The sequence below is a fragment of the Actinoplanes flavus genome, from assembly GCF_017592555.1.
Lineage (GTDB): Bacteria > Actinomycetota > Actinomycetes > Mycobacteriales > Micromonosporaceae > Actinoplanes > Actinoplanes flavus.
The window spans coordinates 69,311-83,551 of sequence record NZ_JAGFNS010000010.1 but is presented as its reverse complement, the minus strand read 5'-3'; the positions used below and the strand labels follow the sequence as shown (position 1 = coordinate 83,551).

The window sequence follows — 14,241 nt, the reverse complement described above, 5'->3', positions numbered from 1 at the left end:
CGAGGTCGAACGTCGCAACATGCAAACTGTGTCGATGATCAGTGACTGGTTGCATGACCAGACGGCCACGTTTCTGGCGATGCGGGATCAGGCCGTTGTTTCGTGGCACGGCGTGGAGATGGCGGTGCGTGGCGGCGACGAGGGAACGCCGGAGTACAACGGCGCTGACGTGCCTTGTCTGCAGCTTCTCGCACTCGACGCGGTGAGGCCTGACGGTACTGCTGTCAACATCACTACCTACCAGAACGACCTGTCGTTCGGCCTGTGGGCAAACGCCGGAGCGGTTTGCGAGGGAGACGACTGGAGCCGCGGCTACCGGCGTCGGGCTCTGACCGAACTCCCCACAGGCCCGATCCGGGAGGTAGAGGTCTACCTCGATGATGACGTTCTCGCGGAGGTGAGATTGCGAATAGCAGACCGTGAACTGCTGCTCGTCGCGGGAGAGTCGTACGAAGACTGGTCGGGTGGACTCGAATGGCGTCGCCTCGACGAATCCGTACTGGTTTTCACCGACCCTGGCGAAGCGGAAGAGCTGCGGTGGGTGCCGAGTCGAGGGCTTCTCCGTCGTATTGGCTGAATGGAGCAGCCGCTCGGCTTTCGCCATGGCGAACTGGCAGGGAGGGTCGAGCTGCCTGCCGTGCCGACTGGTAGTCATGACGGACTCACATCGGCAAAGGAGTGTCCAACCCACCGGTCGGAGATGGCACGCGTAGCGTTCGGATCGCGGCATGGGCGAAGGGGATGTCCGCGAAGTGGCTCGGCTGTGGGAAGCACTTTCGGAATCACTGGTCGGGGGTGTCCTGGCCGTCGTCCTCGATGTAGCCGGTCGAGGGGTCCACCATGTCGAGAAACATTGACGCGTTCGGCTGTTGTCGGCTGGTGGACCCATGGCCTGGCGCAGGGCCGGTGAGTCGGGTGTAGTGATACGCGCCTGGCTGTGTCGCGACGTCGAAGACATCACCGTCGACCGTGAGCCGGAAACGGTCGGGGGACGATCCCGTGCCGCTCGGTTGCATGGCCCTCATTCGACCGAGGATGGACGCTCGGTCGTCGGCAGCTGGGACCCGCCAACAGCTGCACCATCGCCGCGGTTGCCGATGGTCATGGTGGGCACGCCATCGGCAGGAGTGGATCACACTGCCGGTTGAAGCCCGGAGAGTGGGTGTGGTGGCGGGTCGGGCGGCGGTGTCCGGGACCTCGGTTCTGGGGCTACTGAGCCATGCGGAGGGGCCGCTTGTTCTCGTCGTCGGGGTTCCCGTGCTGGCATGGCGGCTGTTCACCTGGGTCGGCGCACTGCCAGCGGCAGCGGCGGTGTGACCAGCGCGCATGAGTTCCGGTAAGTGGCAGACGGCGTCGACGACCACGAACCGCGCTGTTCATAAATTCAGGGCCGGGAAGCAGCCGACGCCACCGTCCGTCAATGGATCCGCGGCGAGCCACCGGCTATCAGGCTGATTCGCTGCTGGTGCCCCAGGAATGTCGACAGGGTCAACGCATCGAAGGCCCGGCTTCGGGTGGCTGTTGGTTGGCGTAGACAACGGTGACCCTGCTGCTCACGGGTCGGCTCCCATGCTCGTGATCCAGTCCACGAAGGTGGGCCGGGGTGGGGTCAGGTCTGGATCAAGGGTTGGTACTCCTTCTCGGTCAGGCCGAACGTCCATGCCACACCCTCGCGGGCCGTGCGGGTCTCGGGTGGGACGCGCAGCCAGTAGACGCGGCTCGTGCCGTCCGGTTCCGGGGTCGAGTTGATCACCTCGACCATCACCAGCGGCTCGTCGTCGCGCAGGTCGAGCCGCCACAGGGTGCCGGTCTCGTCGGTGCCGACCTTTCGGGCGCCGGCCTCGCTCAGGTAGCGCTCGTAGCCGAAGTGCTCCAGCATCACGCGGCGGATCTCGGCGTTCGTCTCCTGGCGGACCCGGTCGACGGTCAGCGACGGCAGCTCGGCGGCCAGGTCGGACGGGATCGGCATGCCGCGCCAGGCCCACAGACCGTAACCGTCGGCGAACTCCATGGCCGGGCCCTCGCCGCGGTGCAGCCGCCCGACGTTGTCCCGGGCCAGGGTGACCGGGCGCTCGGAGAGCACCGCGACCCGTTCGAACGCCCACCACCAGCCGCTGTGCCGGGCCACCCGGGCGAGCCCGGCGAGGCCGGTCATCAGGTCTGCCCCGGGACTCACCTTGGCCGCCGCCTCGAACGTGCTCAGCCAGGTCCCGTCGTGCTGGCCGTAGACGGCGTCGAGCACCGCCGGCCCGGCGCCGGGCAGTTCGGTGGCCAGGTCCTCACTCAGCCGGGACCGCAGCCGGCCCGCGACCATGTCCATCACCAGGGGCCAGGACCGGCGCCCGGCCGCGGCGCTCAGCTGGGACCAGCCGTCGGCGCCGAGCGCGGCGAGAGCGGCCTTGCGGGCGGCCGCCCACGGTGCCGTCCGCACGAGGCCGCGCAGCGAACGGCCCGCGCTCTCCCCCGGTGTCCACCCTCGACGGCGCAGCTCGGCCTGGACTTCGGCCAGCCACTGCGGGCCTGGGGCTTCCGGGGCCGGCTCGACCGCCCCGGAGAGCAACGCCGCGGCGGCCGCGGCCGCGCGGGGCGAGGCGAACCAGAGGATTCGCTCGGGTGGCTCGGCGCCGGCCAGACGGTAGGCCTCCCGGACACCCTCCTCGGTGGCCGCCCGGTCGGCGGGGCCGGTTTCCATCGCCGCGGCCAGCCACTGGTCCTCGATCGCCGCGGCCATCGACTCCTGCGTGTGTGTCAGTCGCACCGTCGCCCCCTCAGTCCGCCACCGGCCGGAAGGCGCCGGGGATGTACTCCCGCTGGCGCACCACCCGGTAACGCCCGGCGGGCAGCGGGATCGGGCCGTGCTCCTCGTGGGTGACCCGGCCGTGCGCCGGGACCTCGAGGAACATCCGCTCCGGATCGTCGAGGTCGGCGAGCAGCTCGAGACCCGGCCCACCGACCACGTGCGCGTGACCGGTCGCCTCACCCCGGGCCAGCACCATCCGCCCGCGCCGGTCACGTGGCACCGGCGCACAGGCCGGAACGTCGCCCTCCGGCACCGGGATGATCAGCACATCGCCCTGACGGTACATCCGGCCTCCCCAGCAGCACTCTCTCTGTCTCTGAGGACGCTACCGAGGGGGTACGACACTTTTCCGCGAGCCGGATTCCCGGCGGGAACGGGGCGTCCCGTGCCCGCCGGGTTCCCGCGGTTCAGAGGCGGATCCGTTGGCCCACGAAGATCAGGCCCGGGTTCGAGATGCGGTCCTTGTTGAGCGCGTAGAGCGTACGCCAACCGCCTTTGACCTTGAAGGTGCGCGCGATCGAGGCGAGGGTGTCGCCGGATCGGACCACATAGGTCCTTCCGCTCGGCTTCTTCGCGGTGGGCTTCTTCGCGCTGGTCGTCTTCTTGTAGACGCCGGGCTTCCTCCCGCAGTGCGGCCACGGGCTCAGGCCGCGCTTGCGGTGGAGCTTCTCGGCGATCGCGATCTGCTCGGCCTTGCTGGCCCTGTCGGCGGTCGGCGCGTACTTGCCGCCGCCGTTCGCCTTCCACGTGCTGCGGCTGAACTGCAGGCCGCCGTAATACCCGTTCCCGGTGTTGATGTGCCACCGTCCGCCGGACTCGCACTTGGCGATGACATCCCAGTTGACCTGGCGGGCCGCGGCCTGAGCCGGTGCCGCCGGGCCGAGCAGGACGCCGGCTCCGGTCACCCCGGCGGTCACCAGACCGAGGGCAAGGCGCGTTCGTCTACCGATCCGAGACATGGATGATCCTCCACGCCTGCGAGGTGAGCTGTCGGGTTCGGGCAGAGTGGCCCGGCCGTTTCACGCACGGCTTCACCCCGAGGCGCGCCCGGCGCGCCGGAAAAAGTGGGTCCCCCGCTCCTGCCGTCGATTCGTGTCCGTGGGCGGCGGCAGGATTCGGCGGTCCGTCCACAGTGCCCGCCGTACGCGGGACGGCCCGACGGTAACCACGCTCGATGGATGAATACCAAGTCTCACGCCGGGGATAGTGACGTTCTTCTCAGTATTCGCCCGATTTGATCTTGCTTTCGCCCAGAAATACCCGACACAGGGGCTATTCCTGTTTAGAGCGGCTTTTCCTGCCTCATCAGGATCCCGGTCACCGGCCCGCGCCGCGAACCGGCGCCCGCTGCGGGCAGAATGTCCGGTCATGGAACCACCTGAGATGATCAATGCCGGTGATCTGGTCCTCAAGCGCTGGGAACCGGAGTGGGCCGCCGAACTCGCGGCCGCCGTCCAGGAGTCACTGCCCGAGCTGCGCCCGTGGCTGCCGTTCGCCACCGACGACTACGGCGTCGACCAGGCCCGCGACTTCATCGGGCGCAACTTCGACGGCACCGACTTCAACTACGCGATCTTCACGTCGATCGGTGAGCTGATCGGCTCGATCGGCCTGATGACCCGGATGGGGCCGGGCGTCCTGGAGATCGGCTACTGGATGCGTACGCCGTACGCCGGCCGCGGCCACATGACCGCGGCCGTACGGGTGATGGCCCGGGTCGCCCTCACCCTTCCCGGCATCGAGCGGGTGGCGATCCGGCACGACCCGGCCAACCTGGCGTCGGCCGCGGTCGCCGCCAAGGCCGGTTTCGCCGAGACCGGCCGCGACGGCGACGACGTCGTCCGGGAGTTCCGCCGCGCTTGACTCTCCCGTCAGGGGAGACTCGATCCTCGATGAGGAACGGAGGAACCACATGGACGACATGATCCCGATCGGGCACTTCTCCCGGATGAGCCGGCTGTCGATCAAGGCGCTGCGCTTCTATGACGAGCAGGGCCTGCTCGTCCCAGCCCGGGTGGATCCGTCGTCCGGCTACCGCTACTACCGCCGATCGCAGGCCAGGCAGGCCGAGGCGATCCGGGTGCTGCGCCAGATCGACATGCCGATCGGTGACATCCGCGACGTGCTGTCGTCCGGCGATTCGGAGATCGTCTCCAAGCGGCTGCGGGATCATCGCGAACGGCTACGGTCCCGGCTCGCCGAGCAGGAGCGGATGCTGCGGTTCCTCGAACAGCTCATCGATCGAGGAGGATATGCCTTGCCCTATCAGGTGACGACCAGACAGATCGGTTCCCGGCCGGTGGCGGCCCTGCGCCTGCACACCATCCTCCCCACGATCGAGGCCGACATGGCCCGTGGGTTCGGCACGCTGGTCAGCGCGATCGGCACGGCCGGCGCCTCGCCCAGCGGGGCCCCGTTCGTGATCTATCACAACGTCATCGACGAGCGGGTCTCGGGCGACATCGAGATCTGCATCCCGGTCCCGGTCGGGACCGCGTTCGCGGAGGGTCCGGTGATCTTCCGCGAGGTCCCGGGCGGGCCGGCGGCGGTCATCGTGCACCAGGGGCCGTATGCGGAGATCTCCCCCGCCTATCACGAGGCCTTCACCTGGATCGAGGATCACGGCCGGAAGCCGGCCGGGCCGCCGTGCGAGGTCTACCTCAACGACCCACAGGCGGTCGCCCCGGAGGAGTTGCTCACCGAGGTCCAGTTCCCGATCGATCGTCTCTGACCGGCACCCGCGCCCACCCGGGCCGCTCGCCCTGCTCGGCACCGTCGAGATCGTCGGCGCCGAGCAGGGCAGGCAGTCGTCTCCCTCGGCGAGGACCCTCGCCGAGGACAGGAAGCACGCCACCGCGGAAAGAGACCGCGGGCGGGTGCCCGCGAGCACGCGGGGCAATCGCGACGCGCTTGTGGGCGCCCGCCTGGGACGGAGGTCAGAGATGAGCGGAGGTGGTCGCGGAGCCGTTGGGGCGCGGGTCCGGCATCAGACGGTCACGGGGCGACGCCGCGACGGAACCGCTGTCGTTCACCTGGAAACCGCACGACGCCAGCGTGTGCGGCCGCAGCAGCATCGAGGTCGGGACCGGGGCGATCTCCCGCCAGGCGAAGCACTCCCGGATGGTCTGCGCGTTCTCGCCGCCGCTGATCTCCCGGTCGGCCGCCAGGATGGCCCGCAGGATGCCGTGGTAGGTCAGGAAGTCGGGCGAGATGGTGCTCCAGGTGACCGCGAGCAGCCGGCCCAGGTAGTCGCGGGCCCGCAGCAGCGACTCCTTGAAGGCCTCCTCGTTGCCGGTGTAGGCGGCCGTGAACTCGGTCTGGATCTCGACGAGATCCTGCGCGGTGCCGGGCAGGTTCGTCGACCGGATCCGCAGGTCGTCGCTGATCAGCTTTTTGGCCACCAGGTCGCGCTGGAAGACCTCGACCATGGTGTCGAAGATCGCTCCGGTGAGCGGCAGCGACCGGTCGTGCGGCTCGACGCCCACGTCGGACATCCGCATGGCGTTGAACGCGATCCGGATCTCCCGGCTGTCGGACAGCTCCCCCACCCGGTCCAGGCCGTTGATGGTGAGCAGGTTGCCCCGCGTCGACTCGAGCAGATGGTCGACGACCGAGTGGAAGTGCAGCGACGACACGATCGCCACCAGGTCGCCGGCCGACTCGTGCATGCCGCCGTAGTCGATGCCCTCGTCCTGCCTGCTGGCCGGCGCGCCGACCTCGGCGAAGATGATGCTGTGCCCCAGTTCGTGGGCGAGCACGTCGAAGTTCTCACAGTACGGCCGGGTGTGGTCGATCGTCCCGTTCGGCGACCGGCCGAAGCCGAATTCGAGGAACCCGTACCCCGACTGCGCGTTGTTCCACTCGATCAACGGGATCAGTTCCAGTCGATCGAAATCGGACTCGAAATGCCAGTGAATGGTACGCCCGAAGTAGTCCTCCCAGATGTCGAGGACCCGGCGAACCGTCGCGTACATGGTGGCCGCCGAGAATTCCCGGCTGGCCGGGTCGAGATGATCGAAATGGCCGTCCGGGCCCGGCTGGATCGGGTCCCGCTTGGTACCGCGGAACGGTGGCCGGAAGAAGTTGTTGTAGGGAAGCTTGCCGATCGCGTCGACCACGAACATCCGGTCGTCACCCGGTCCGGGCCGCATGGCGGCCGGCTCGACCGAGACGGTCACCTGCTCGGGCTCCGGGAAGAGCGGCCCCGATCCGTCCGCTTTCAGCAGGAATCGGGGTTGAGGAAAGATCCGGAATCGGGTGCCGACATCCGCGAGCCTGCGATCCAGTTCCAAAGACATGAGTGCCTCCGGCCGCCGTTGATTTTCCGAGGAACTACAGCGGATTCCTCCGTCGAGCGTAAGTCAACGCACCTGTCCAAGAACCATCCCAAAGACTTGTCAGGATCGCCCCAGAACCCTGAGGAGCGCTCCGGTGAGATGCTCCGCCGCCTGGTCCGTGCTCCATTCCAGCGTCCGGGTCACGTCCACGACCACCCGCTCATCGAAGATCGTCACCCACATCAGCACCGCGAACCGCACGTCCTGCCGCGGCACCGCGCCCGCCGCGATCGCCGCCTCGACGAGCCGCGCGAGCCGTTCATACAGCCCGCCGACGACTGGATCGGCCTCCCCACGCCGCGCCAGCACCCCTCGCGGTGACCGAATATGCACAGCCGCGGCACCCCACCGCGACGCCTGCTCGACCCACTCCCGGCAGACCGTGCGCACGTCCGCCAGCGGGTCGGCGCCACCGGGCAGCGCATCGAACGCCTCCAGCAGATCCCCGATCAGCTCCGCGAAGAACGCGTCGATCGCACTCTCCGGATCGGCGAAATTCCGGTAGGCGGTCGCCGTCGAGACCCCGGCCAGCCCGGCCGCCTCCGCCAGCGAGAACCCCGGCCCCCGCTCGGCCAGCAACTCCCCCACCGCGGCCAGCAGCGCCGCACGCCGCAATCGCGCGTCACCGCGGCGTGGCCGCTCCCGAGCTCCCGCCGCCGACATGCCGAAATCCTAAAGACCCCCACCATTCCCGGTACGCCCACACCTGCCACGAACGCACCGCCCCGGTCCCGCCGGCACACGCGAGCACCTGCCACGCGAGACCGTGCCGCGCCCATCCGGGCGTGAGTGGTGGGTCACGGCTGGCTGTCAGCGCTGTCTCGAGGCCCGCCAAACAGCACCCAGCCCCAGCCGGAGGCGATCAGCTGGCTGCCAGCGCTGTCTCGAGGCCCGCCAAACAGCACCCAGCCCCAGCCGGAGGCGATCAGCTGGCTGCCAGCGCTGTCTCGAGGCCCGCCAAACAGCACCCAGGGCCAGACGGAGGCGATCGGCTGGCTGTCAGTGCTGTCTCCACGGTGCTGAGACAGCACTGACGACCAGCTGGACACGATCATGGGAACGCGGGTGGGGATTGGCCGTAGCGGGGTGGCAGGTGGGGCCAGCGCAGGGGGTGGCCGTCCAGGAGGCCCGGTGGGCTGATGCCGGTCCAGCCGTCGCCCAGCGGGACGCGGTGGTCGTCGATGGCCGGGTGCGCGTCGCGCGTACCGGGGAGAGGGGGTTTGCGGGGTTGATCCAGCAGCCAGGTCGCGGTGCGGGTGAGCGAGACGGAGACGTGGGTGGCGGGGCCGCCGGCAGCCCGGCGGGCCAGCGCCGTGAGGATGCCGGCGGCGAGCAGGTAACCGGTGGCGTGGTCGAGCAGCTGGCAGGGCAGCGTGCCGGGGCGGATGCCGTCCGGGCTGACCGCCCAGCCGATTCCGGTGGCGATCTGGACCAGGCTGTCGAAGCCGCGGCGCCCGGCCCAGGGGCCGCTTCCCCAGGCGGAGAGGGTGGCGACGATGGTGCCGGGATGACGGTCGGCGATCTGGTCCGGGGCCAGGCCGAAGCGGCGCAGCGCGCCCGGGCGGTAGCCGGTGACCACCACGTCGGCCTCCCCGACCAGGCGGTCCAGGGCGTGCCGGCCGTCGACGGCGGCGGCGTCGATCTCGGTGCTGAGCTTGCCGATGACGCCGTCGAGGGCGTGCAGCGGGAGTTCCGGGCGGTTGGGGTCGTCCACCCGCAGCACGTCGGCGCCGAGCGCCGCCAGCATCCGGGTGCCGGCCGGCCCGGCGATCACCCTGGTCAGGTCCAGGATCCGCAGGCCGGAGGCGGGCAGTGGGCCGGGAGCCGCGGCCCGGGCGGGTGCATCCGCGGTGGGGGTGAGGCTGACCAGTGGCGCGTCGTCCGGCGGGCATGCGGCACGCCACTGGTCCGGGGTCCGGGCGGCGACCGCGAGGCCGCCGGCGGCGTAGACGCGGCGTTCGACCTCGGCGGCGGGAAGCGCGGCGATCGCCGGGCCGGGATCGTCGGTGACGCCGAGCGCGGTCAGCAGCGCGGCGCGGTGCCACGGGTAGTTGGCGTGGGTGCGCACCCAGCCGTCCGCGGCCGGCCACAGGCGGGACAGGGGCGCGAAGCCGTCGATCCCGTTGCCGGCCGGGTCACGCAAGTGGATCTCGCTGCGCATGGCGGCCGCCACGTGGGCGGTGTCCAGGGCGATGCCGGGGCGGCTGCCGGTGCGGGCGTGCGCCAGTTCGGCGGCGGCGACGAGGCAGGCGGCCACCGAGGCGACCGCGCAGTCACCGACCGCGAGCGGCGACGCGAACGCCGGCCCGCCGGAGCGGCCGTCCGGCGGGCGGAAGCCCTCGGGAGTGGGGAGGTCGAGGGCGGCCAGCACGCCGGGCAGCAGGTCCACGGTCGGCGGGTCGGGGCCGGGTCAGCAGTAGCCGGAGGGGCACTCGCCGCTGGCGAGCAGCTCGTACTGCCGGCACTTGGGGCAGCGGGCCGGCTCGGGGCGGGGCGCCGGCTTCGCGGCGGCCTTCGGCTTGGCGGCGGCCCGGGTGCCGGTGGAGGTGGCCCGGGCGCGCGGGGCGGCGGCCGCCTTCGTGGCCTTCGCCGCTGCGCGCTGCTCGACGGCCTCGACGGCGGCGGCGAGCAGGGCGTCGTAGTTGGCGTCGATCAGGTAGGCCTCGACGGACACCTGGGTGACCGGCTCGTCGTCGCGCACGTACGCGCCCTCGATGGAGAGCGCCACCTCGTTGGCCCGGTCCTGGTCGAGGGCCAGGTCGATGCCGCCGGGGTGGATGTGCACCGCGATGACGTTCGAGTCCTTCGGGCGGACCTGGAGTGAGCGGCCCGACGGGCGGACGTCGACGCTCGTGCGGCCGCGAAGCTCCAGCAGCAACCGTGCCACCGACGGAGCCGCACCCATGTCAGCGGGCTCAATCCCGTACGTGTCCATCTGCCCTCCGCTCGACTTCGTCAGGCTACCGCGCGCCGGTTGCGCGGGTGGCCCGGGATGTTCGCCGGTGTGGGGTGGGACACCACGCGACGTAACAGAGCCGAAAAGACCCTCCCGCAAGATGGGAACTGAGAAAACATTCTCAGTTATTGGGGAGGCTGGTTCATGTCCACGAGGACTCGCGTCGCGGTGATCGGCGCCGGCGCGGTCGGCACGGTGGTCGCCGCCGCGGCGGTCGACGCCGGCCACGACGTCGTCGTCTGCGCCCGGCGCCGCCCGGAGCGGCTGGTCGTCGAGCGCGCCGACAGCGTGCGCGAGCTGGACGTCCCGGTGCTGGTCGACCCGAGCGAGGCGACCGAGGTGGACTGGGTGCTGCTGGCCACCAAGGCGCAGGACGCGACGGGCGCGGCCGCCTGGTTCGGGCCGCTGGTGGGTCCGCACACGACCGTGGTGGTGCTGCAGAACGGCGTCGACCACGCCGAGCGGATCGGACCGCTGGTGCCGCGCGGCACGCGGGTGCTGCCGGCGCTGGTCTACGTGGCGGCGGAGTCGCTCGGCCCAGGTCACGTGCTGCACCGGATGGGCGCCCGGATCACCGTGCCGGGCGCGCCCGGCACGGTCGCGAGCACGGCGCGGGCGACCTTCAGCGAGGGCCCGGCGACGACGGCCACGGACCTGTCGCGGACCGATCCGGCGGACCGGTTCACCGCGCTGCTGGACGGGTCGTGGCTGCACGTCGAACGGGTCGCCGACTTCCCCACGGCGGCGTGGCGCAAGCTGCTGACCAACGTCGGGGCGAACCCGGTGACCTCACTGACCATGAAACGGATGTCGGTCATCCAGCACGAGCCGGCGGTCCGGGAGCTGACCCGGGCGCTGCTCGACGAGGCGATCGCGGTGGGCCGGGCGGCCGGGGCCCGGCTCTCCGACGCCGACCTCGAGCACACGATGGAGATCTACGACGGGTTCGCCGAGGACGACGGCACGTCGATGCTGTACGACCGGCTGGCCGGCCGGGCCACCGAGCACGAGCTGATCACCGGCGCGGTGGTCCGGCTCGGCGAGCAGCACGGGGTGCCGGTGCCGCTGAACCGGGCGATCCTGGCGCTGATGCACGGGGTGAACCACAAGTAGGTCAGGGCAGGCGGACCGACAGGAGGGCCTCGATCGGCGCGACGGTGACCTGGGTGACCACCCCGGTACGCGTGTCCCAGGTGATCAGGCCCTCCCGGTCGGTCCGCGCCAGCAGCACGTGGTCGCCGACCCAGGCGAGCGCCGCGCAGCAGCCCTTGCCCCGCCCGAAGCCGAGGTCGAGGATCCGCTCCACCACGCCGGTGCGCGCGTTCACCACGGTCAGCATCTCGGAGCCCTCGAATCCGGGACGGCTGCCCCAGGCGGGGGCGGCCACCCGGCCGGCGTCGTCGGGCAGGGCCGGGCCGTACCACTCGCTGATCCGGTAGCCGCCGGGCAGGCCGCTCTCGTCGATCGGCGACTCCCACGCCGGCTTCGGGTCCCCGAGCACCCAGCCGCGGGCCATCCGCCGCCCGTCGATCACCACCAGTTCGGGGATCGCCCCGGCGCTCACCTGCCGGGCGCCGGCGCTGCTCCAGGCGGAGATCCCGGCCGGTTCCGGGGTGACCGCGCCGGTCCGCCAGTCGACCCGGACCACACCGGGGCCGCCCGCGCCGACCAGGACGGTCTCGTCGCCCCACCACATGACCTGCTCGTTGTAGCCCGGCACCGGGACGCGGTGGGCCTCGGCGGTGGTCAGGTCGATCACCACCAGGGCCTGCGGCTGCGGGACGGCGATCCGGCGGCCGTCCGGGGAGAGCGCGGTGGAGCGCAGCGCGTACGCCTGATTGCCGTTCTCGTCACGGGTAGGCCGCAGGTCGCCCACGTCGATCCGGGTCCAGTCGCCGTCGAGGTCGAGCACGTACAGCGGGGGGTCGACGCGGCCCTCCAGATCGACCTTCTGGACGACGGCGGCCGCCCGGTCCACCGGGTGCTCGGACAGCTCGGCGGCGTCCTCCGGGATGGTCAGCGCCTCCGGGAAGGGCGCCAGGGTACGCCGGGTGAGATCGGCCGGCATGGCGTCGACGCCGGGCGCGACCGCGATCGCGGACGGCGTGACGGCCGGCGGCGCCGGTGGAGTCCCGCCCCGGGTGCTGAGCGGCACGCTCACCGCGACCACGGTGGCGAAGGCGGCGACCCCGGCGATCAGCTGCCGGCGCCGGCGGACCCGGCGGGCGGTGGCCCAGGCGGTCGCGGCCATCGCCGGTGGCGGCACCTCGGCCGAGGCCTGCTCGAGAAGTTCGGTGAGCCGGTTCGTACCCATCGTCAGCCCCTCCCGGCCATCTCGCCGAGCTCCGGCGCGAGCTCCCGCAGTTTCCGCAGGCCCGCGCTGGCCTGGCTCTTCACCGTTCCGACCGTGACGCCGAGGATCTCCGCGGTCCGTGCCTCGGTGAGGTCGTCGAAGTACCGCAGCACCAGCACGGCCCGCTGGCGGGGCGGCAGCCGGCGCAGCGCCGCGGCGAAGACCAGCCGGTTCGGCACGTCCGCACCACTGTCGGGGCGCTCCGGCGGGGCGTCGCTGAGGTCCTCGCGCCGGCGGCGCCGCCACCAGGAGACGGCGTCGCGGTAGATGACCGTCCGCAGGAACGCCTCCGGGTCGCCGTCCCGGACGCGGCTCCACCGCAGGGCGAGTTTGACGAGGGCGCCCTGCACCAGGTCCTGGGCGAGGTGGTGGTCGCCGCAGACGAGGTACGCCGAGCGCAGCAGCCGGTGCTGGCGTGCCTCGACGAAGGCGGCGAATTCGCTGTCCACACCTGTCCAACGCATGGGCACCCCTGGATGGTTGGGCGGGCGGCGAAACCGGTACTGACAGACTTCATCGAGCCGGCCCATCGATATCGTCCGTCAAGGAGGATCCCGCGTGAAGATCGCCGAGGTCCGGGTCATCGTGACCTGCCCCGACCGCAACTTCGTCACCGTGAAGATCGTCACCGACGAGGGGGTGTACGGGGTCGGGGACGCGACGCTGAACGGGCGGGAACTGGCCGTCGCCGCCTATCTCACCGAGCACGTGGCGCCGCAGTTGACCGGGCGGGACCCGGCCCGGATCGAGGACATCTGGCAGTACCTGTACAAGGGCGCCTACTGGCGGCGCGGTCCGGTGACGATGACGGCGATCGCGGCCGTGGACACCGCCCTGTGGGACATCAAGGGCAAGGTGGCGGGGCTGCCCGTCTATCAGCTGCTGGGTGGGCGCTCCCGGGAAGGCGTGACCGTCTACGGCCACGCCAACGCCGACTCGATCGATGCGGTGCTGACCGAGATCTCGGGATACGTGGACCTGGGTTACCGGGCCGTGCGGGTGCAGACCGGCATCCCCGGACTGGAGAGCACCTACGGTGTCAGCAAGGACCGGATGTTCTACGAGCCCGCCGACGCCGCGATCCCCACCGAGAACGTCTGGTCCACCGCCCACTATCTGGACCACGTCCCGCGGGTGTTCGCCCGGGTCCGCGAGGAGTTCGGGCCCACGCTGAGACTGCTGCACGACGTACACCACCGGCTCACCCCGATCGAGGCGGCCCGGCTCGGCAAGAGCCTGGAGCCCTACCACCTCACCTGGATCGAGGACCCGGTCCCGGCCGAACTCCAGGAGGGCTTCCGCCTGATCCGGCAGCACACCACCACCCCGATCGCGGTGGGCGAGGTGTTCAGCTCCATCTGGGACTGTCAGCAACTGATCACCGAGCAGCTCATCGACTACATCCGTACGACGGTGGTGCACGCCGGCGGCATCACCCACCTGCGGCGCATCTTCGACCTGGCCAACCTCTACCACGTACGCAGCGGCTCGCACGGCGCGACCGACCTCTCCCCCGTCTGCATGGCCGCCGCCCTGCACCTCGACCTGGCCATCCCCAACTTCGGCCTCCAGGAGTACATGCGCCACACCGAGGCCACCGACGCCGTCTTCCCGCACGGCTACCGGTTCGAGGGCGGCTACCTGCACCCGTCCGAGGAGCCGGGCCTCGGCGTCGACATCGACGAGGAACTGGCCGCCCGGTACCCGTACCGGGCGGCCAGTCTGCCGGTCAACCGCCTCGAGGACGGCACCGTGCACAGCTGGTGAGTTCCCGTCCGTCAGAACCCGGTATGGG

16 protein-coding genes and 1 riboswitch are annotated in these 14,241 nt (G+C 71.0%); of the genes, 5 read left to right on the top strand and 11 right to left on the bottom strand.

Annotation, left to right across the window (positions count from 1 at the left end; translation table 11 throughout):
• Window positions 1-34: 34 nt before the first annotated feature.
• Window positions 35-577, top strand: coding sequence for a hypothetical protein (locus tag J5X75_RS16785; protein ID WP_238488271.1), 543 nt, complete (start codon window positions 35-37; stop codon window positions 575-577).
• A gap of 205 nt (window positions 578-782) precedes the next feature.
• Here J5X75_RS16785 and J5X75_RS16780 read toward each other — a convergent pair whose 3' ends face one another.
• The 4 genes from J5X75_RS16780 to J5X75_RS45485 form a co-directional block, all read right to left on the bottom strand.
• Entirely contained in the window at window positions 783-1,025 is a 243-nt protein-coding gene (locus J5X75_RS16780; protein ID WP_208468345.1) for a hypothetical protein, read from the bottom strand.
• A 584-nt stretch (window positions 1,026-1,609) separates the two neighbouring features.
• Window positions 1,610-2,758 (bottom strand): DUF6745 domain-containing protein, encoded by a 1,149-nt coding sequence (locus J5X75_RS16775; RefSeq protein WP_208468344.1) that lies wholly within the window; start codon window positions 2,756-2,758, stop codon window positions 1,610-1,612.
• Window positions 2,759-2,768: 10 nt separating this feature from the next.
• Entirely contained in the window at window positions 2,769-3,086 is a 318-nt protein-coding gene (locus J5X75_RS16770) for a DUF8820 family protein (protein WP_208468343.1), read from the bottom strand.
• Between the two features lie 121 nt (window positions 3,087-3,207).
• The gene (locus J5X75_RS45485; protein WP_208468342.1) at window positions 3,208-3,759 is read right to left on the bottom strand and encodes a LysM peptidoglycan-binding domain-containing protein; all 552 of its coding nucleotides are present in this window, start codon (window positions 3,757-3,759) and stop codon (window positions 3,208-3,210) included.
• A riboswitch (cyclic di-AMP (ydaO/yuaA leader) is annotated at window positions 3,758-3,931 on the bottom strand. It overlaps the preceding gene by 2 nt.
• A gap of 237 nt (window positions 3,932-4,168) precedes the next feature.
• Here J5X75_RS45485 and J5X75_RS16760 point away from each other — a divergent pair.
• Together J5X75_RS16760 and J5X75_RS16755 are read left to right on the top strand one after the other, a co-directional pair.
• Complete coding sequence (locus J5X75_RS16760; RefSeq protein WP_208468341.1) at window positions 4,169-4,663, top strand: GNAT family N-acetyltransferase; 495 nt, start codon at window positions 4,169-4,171, stop codon at window positions 4,661-4,663.
• 49 nt (window positions 4,664-4,712) lie between these two features.
• The gene (locus J5X75_RS16755) at window positions 4,713-5,531 is read left to right on the top strand and encodes a MerR family transcriptional regulator (RefSeq protein ID WP_208468340.1); all 819 of its coding nucleotides are present in this window, start codon (window positions 4,713-4,715) and stop codon (window positions 5,529-5,531) included.
• Window positions 5,532-5,736: 205 nt separating this feature from the next.
• Here J5X75_RS16755 and J5X75_RS16750 read toward each other — a convergent pair whose 3' ends face one another.
• The 5 genes from J5X75_RS16750 to J5X75_RS16730 all read right to left on the bottom strand — a co-directional run bounded on the left by J5X75_RS16750 (window position 5,737) and on the right by J5X75_RS16730 (window position 10,024).
• Window positions 5,737-7,098 (bottom strand): gluzincin family metallopeptidase, encoded by a 1,362-nt coding sequence (locus J5X75_RS16750; protein ID WP_208468339.1) that lies wholly within the window; start codon window positions 7,096-7,098, stop codon window positions 5,737-5,739.
• A 99-nt stretch (window positions 7,099-7,197) separates the two neighbouring features.
• The gene (locus tag J5X75_RS16745) at window positions 7,198-7,800 is read right to left on the bottom strand and encodes a TetR/AcrR family transcriptional regulator (RefSeq protein ID WP_208468338.1); all 603 of its coding nucleotides are present in this window, start codon (window positions 7,798-7,800) and stop codon (window positions 7,198-7,200) included.
• A 134-nt stretch (window positions 7,801-7,934) separates the two neighbouring features.
• The gene (locus J5X75_RS16740; protein WP_208468337.1) at window positions 7,935-8,192 is read right to left on the bottom strand and encodes a hypothetical protein; all 258 of its coding nucleotides are present in this window, start codon (window positions 8,190-8,192) and stop codon (window positions 7,935-7,937) included.
• Window positions 8,189-9,526, bottom strand: a complete 1,338-nt coding sequence (locus J5X75_RS16735) for a CoA transferase (RefSeq protein WP_208468336.1) — start codon at window positions 9,524-9,526, stop codon at window positions 8,189-8,191. Before J5X75_RS16735 ends, J5X75_RS16740 begins: the two co-directional genes overlap by 4 nt.
• Before the next feature lie 21 nt (window positions 9,527-9,547).
• On the bottom strand, window positions 9,548-10,024 hold the full coding sequence (locus J5X75_RS16730; protein ID WP_307798117.1) for a hypothetical protein: 477 nt from the start codon (window positions 10,022-10,024) through the stop codon (window positions 9,548-9,550).
• A 213-nt stretch (window positions 10,025-10,237) separates the two neighbouring features.
• Here J5X75_RS16730 and J5X75_RS16725 point away from each other — a divergent pair, with 213 nt between their 5' ends.
• Window positions 10,238-11,206 carry a 2-dehydropantoate 2-reductase gene (locus J5X75_RS16725; RefSeq protein ID WP_208468334.1) on the top strand — a complete coding sequence of 323 codons (969 nt, stop codon included), beginning with the start codon at window positions 10,238-10,240 and terminating at the stop codon, window positions 11,204-11,206.
• Between the two features lies 1 nt (window position 11,207).
• On the opposite strand, the gene J5X75_RS16720 is transcribed toward J5X75_RS16725, so the two are convergent.
• A complete protein-coding gene (locus tag J5X75_RS16720) occupies window positions 11,208-12,407 on the bottom strand; it encodes a hypothetical protein (protein ID WP_208468333.1) in 1,200 nt (399 codons plus the stop codon).
• Window positions 12,408-12,409: 2 nt separating this feature from the next.
• On the bottom strand, window positions 12,410-12,910 hold the full coding sequence (locus J5X75_RS16715; RefSeq protein WP_208468332.1) for a SigE family RNA polymerase sigma factor: 501 nt from the start codon (window positions 12,908-12,910) through the stop codon (window positions 12,410-12,412).
• Window positions 12,911-13,004: 94 nt separating this feature from the next.
• Between J5X75_RS16715 and manD the strand changes: the two genes are divergently transcribed.
• Window positions 13,005-14,213 carry a D-mannonate dehydratase ManD gene (gene manD / locus J5X75_RS16710; RefSeq protein ID WP_208468331.1) on the top strand — a complete coding sequence of 403 codons (1,209 nt, stop codon included), beginning with the start codon at window positions 13,005-13,007 and terminating at the stop codon, window positions 14,211-14,213.
• Window positions 14,214-14,241: the final 28 nt, after the last annotated feature.

Bases quoted from the DNA above. Each gene is read 5' to 3' on its own strand.
- J5X75_RS16785 (WP_238488271.1), top strand. From the start codon at position 35: ATGATCAGTGACTGGTTGCATGACCAGACGGCCACGTTTCTGGCGATG.
- J5X75_RS16780 (WP_208468345.1), bottom strand. From the start codon at position 1,025: ATGAGGGCCATGCAACCGAGCGGCACGGGATCGTCCCCCGACCGTTTC.
- J5X75_RS16770 (WP_208468343.1), bottom strand. From the start codon at position 3,086: ATGTACCGTCAGGGCGATGTGCTGATCATCCCGGTGCCGGAGGGCGAC.
- J5X75_RS45485 (WP_208468342.1), bottom strand. From the start codon at position 3,759: ATGTCTCGGATCGGTAGACGAACGCGCCTTGCCCTCGGTCTGGTGACC.
- J5X75_RS16760 (WP_208468341.1), top strand. From the start codon at position 4,169: ATGGAACCACCTGAGATGATCAATGCCGGTGATCTGGTCCTCAAGCGC.
- J5X75_RS16755 (WP_208468340.1), top strand. From the start codon at position 4,713: ATGGACGACATGATCCCGATCGGGCACTTCTCCCGGATGAGCCGGCTG.
- J5X75_RS16750 (WP_208468339.1), bottom strand. From the start codon at position 7,098: ATGTCTTTGGAACTGGATCGCAGGCTCGCGGATGTCGGCACCCGATTC.
- J5X75_RS16745 (WP_208468338.1), bottom strand. From the start codon at position 7,800: ATGTCGGCGGCGGGAGCTCGGGAGCGGCCACGCCGCGGTGACGCGCGA.
- J5X75_RS16740 (WP_208468337.1), bottom strand. From the start codon at position 8,192: ATGATCGTGTCCAGCTGGTCGTCAGTGCTGTCTCAGCACCGTGGAGAC.
- J5X75_RS16725 (WP_208468334.1), top strand. From the start codon at position 10,238: ATGTCCACGAGGACTCGCGTCGCGGTGATCGGCGCCGGCGCGGTCGGC.
- J5X75_RS16720 (WP_208468333.1), bottom strand. From the start codon at position 12,407: ATGGGTACGAACCGGCTCACCGAACTTCTCGAGCAGGCCTCGGCCGAG.
- J5X75_RS16715 (WP_208468332.1), bottom strand. From the start codon at position 12,910: ATGCGTTGGACAGGTGTGGACAGCGAATTCGCCGCCTTCGTCGAGGCA.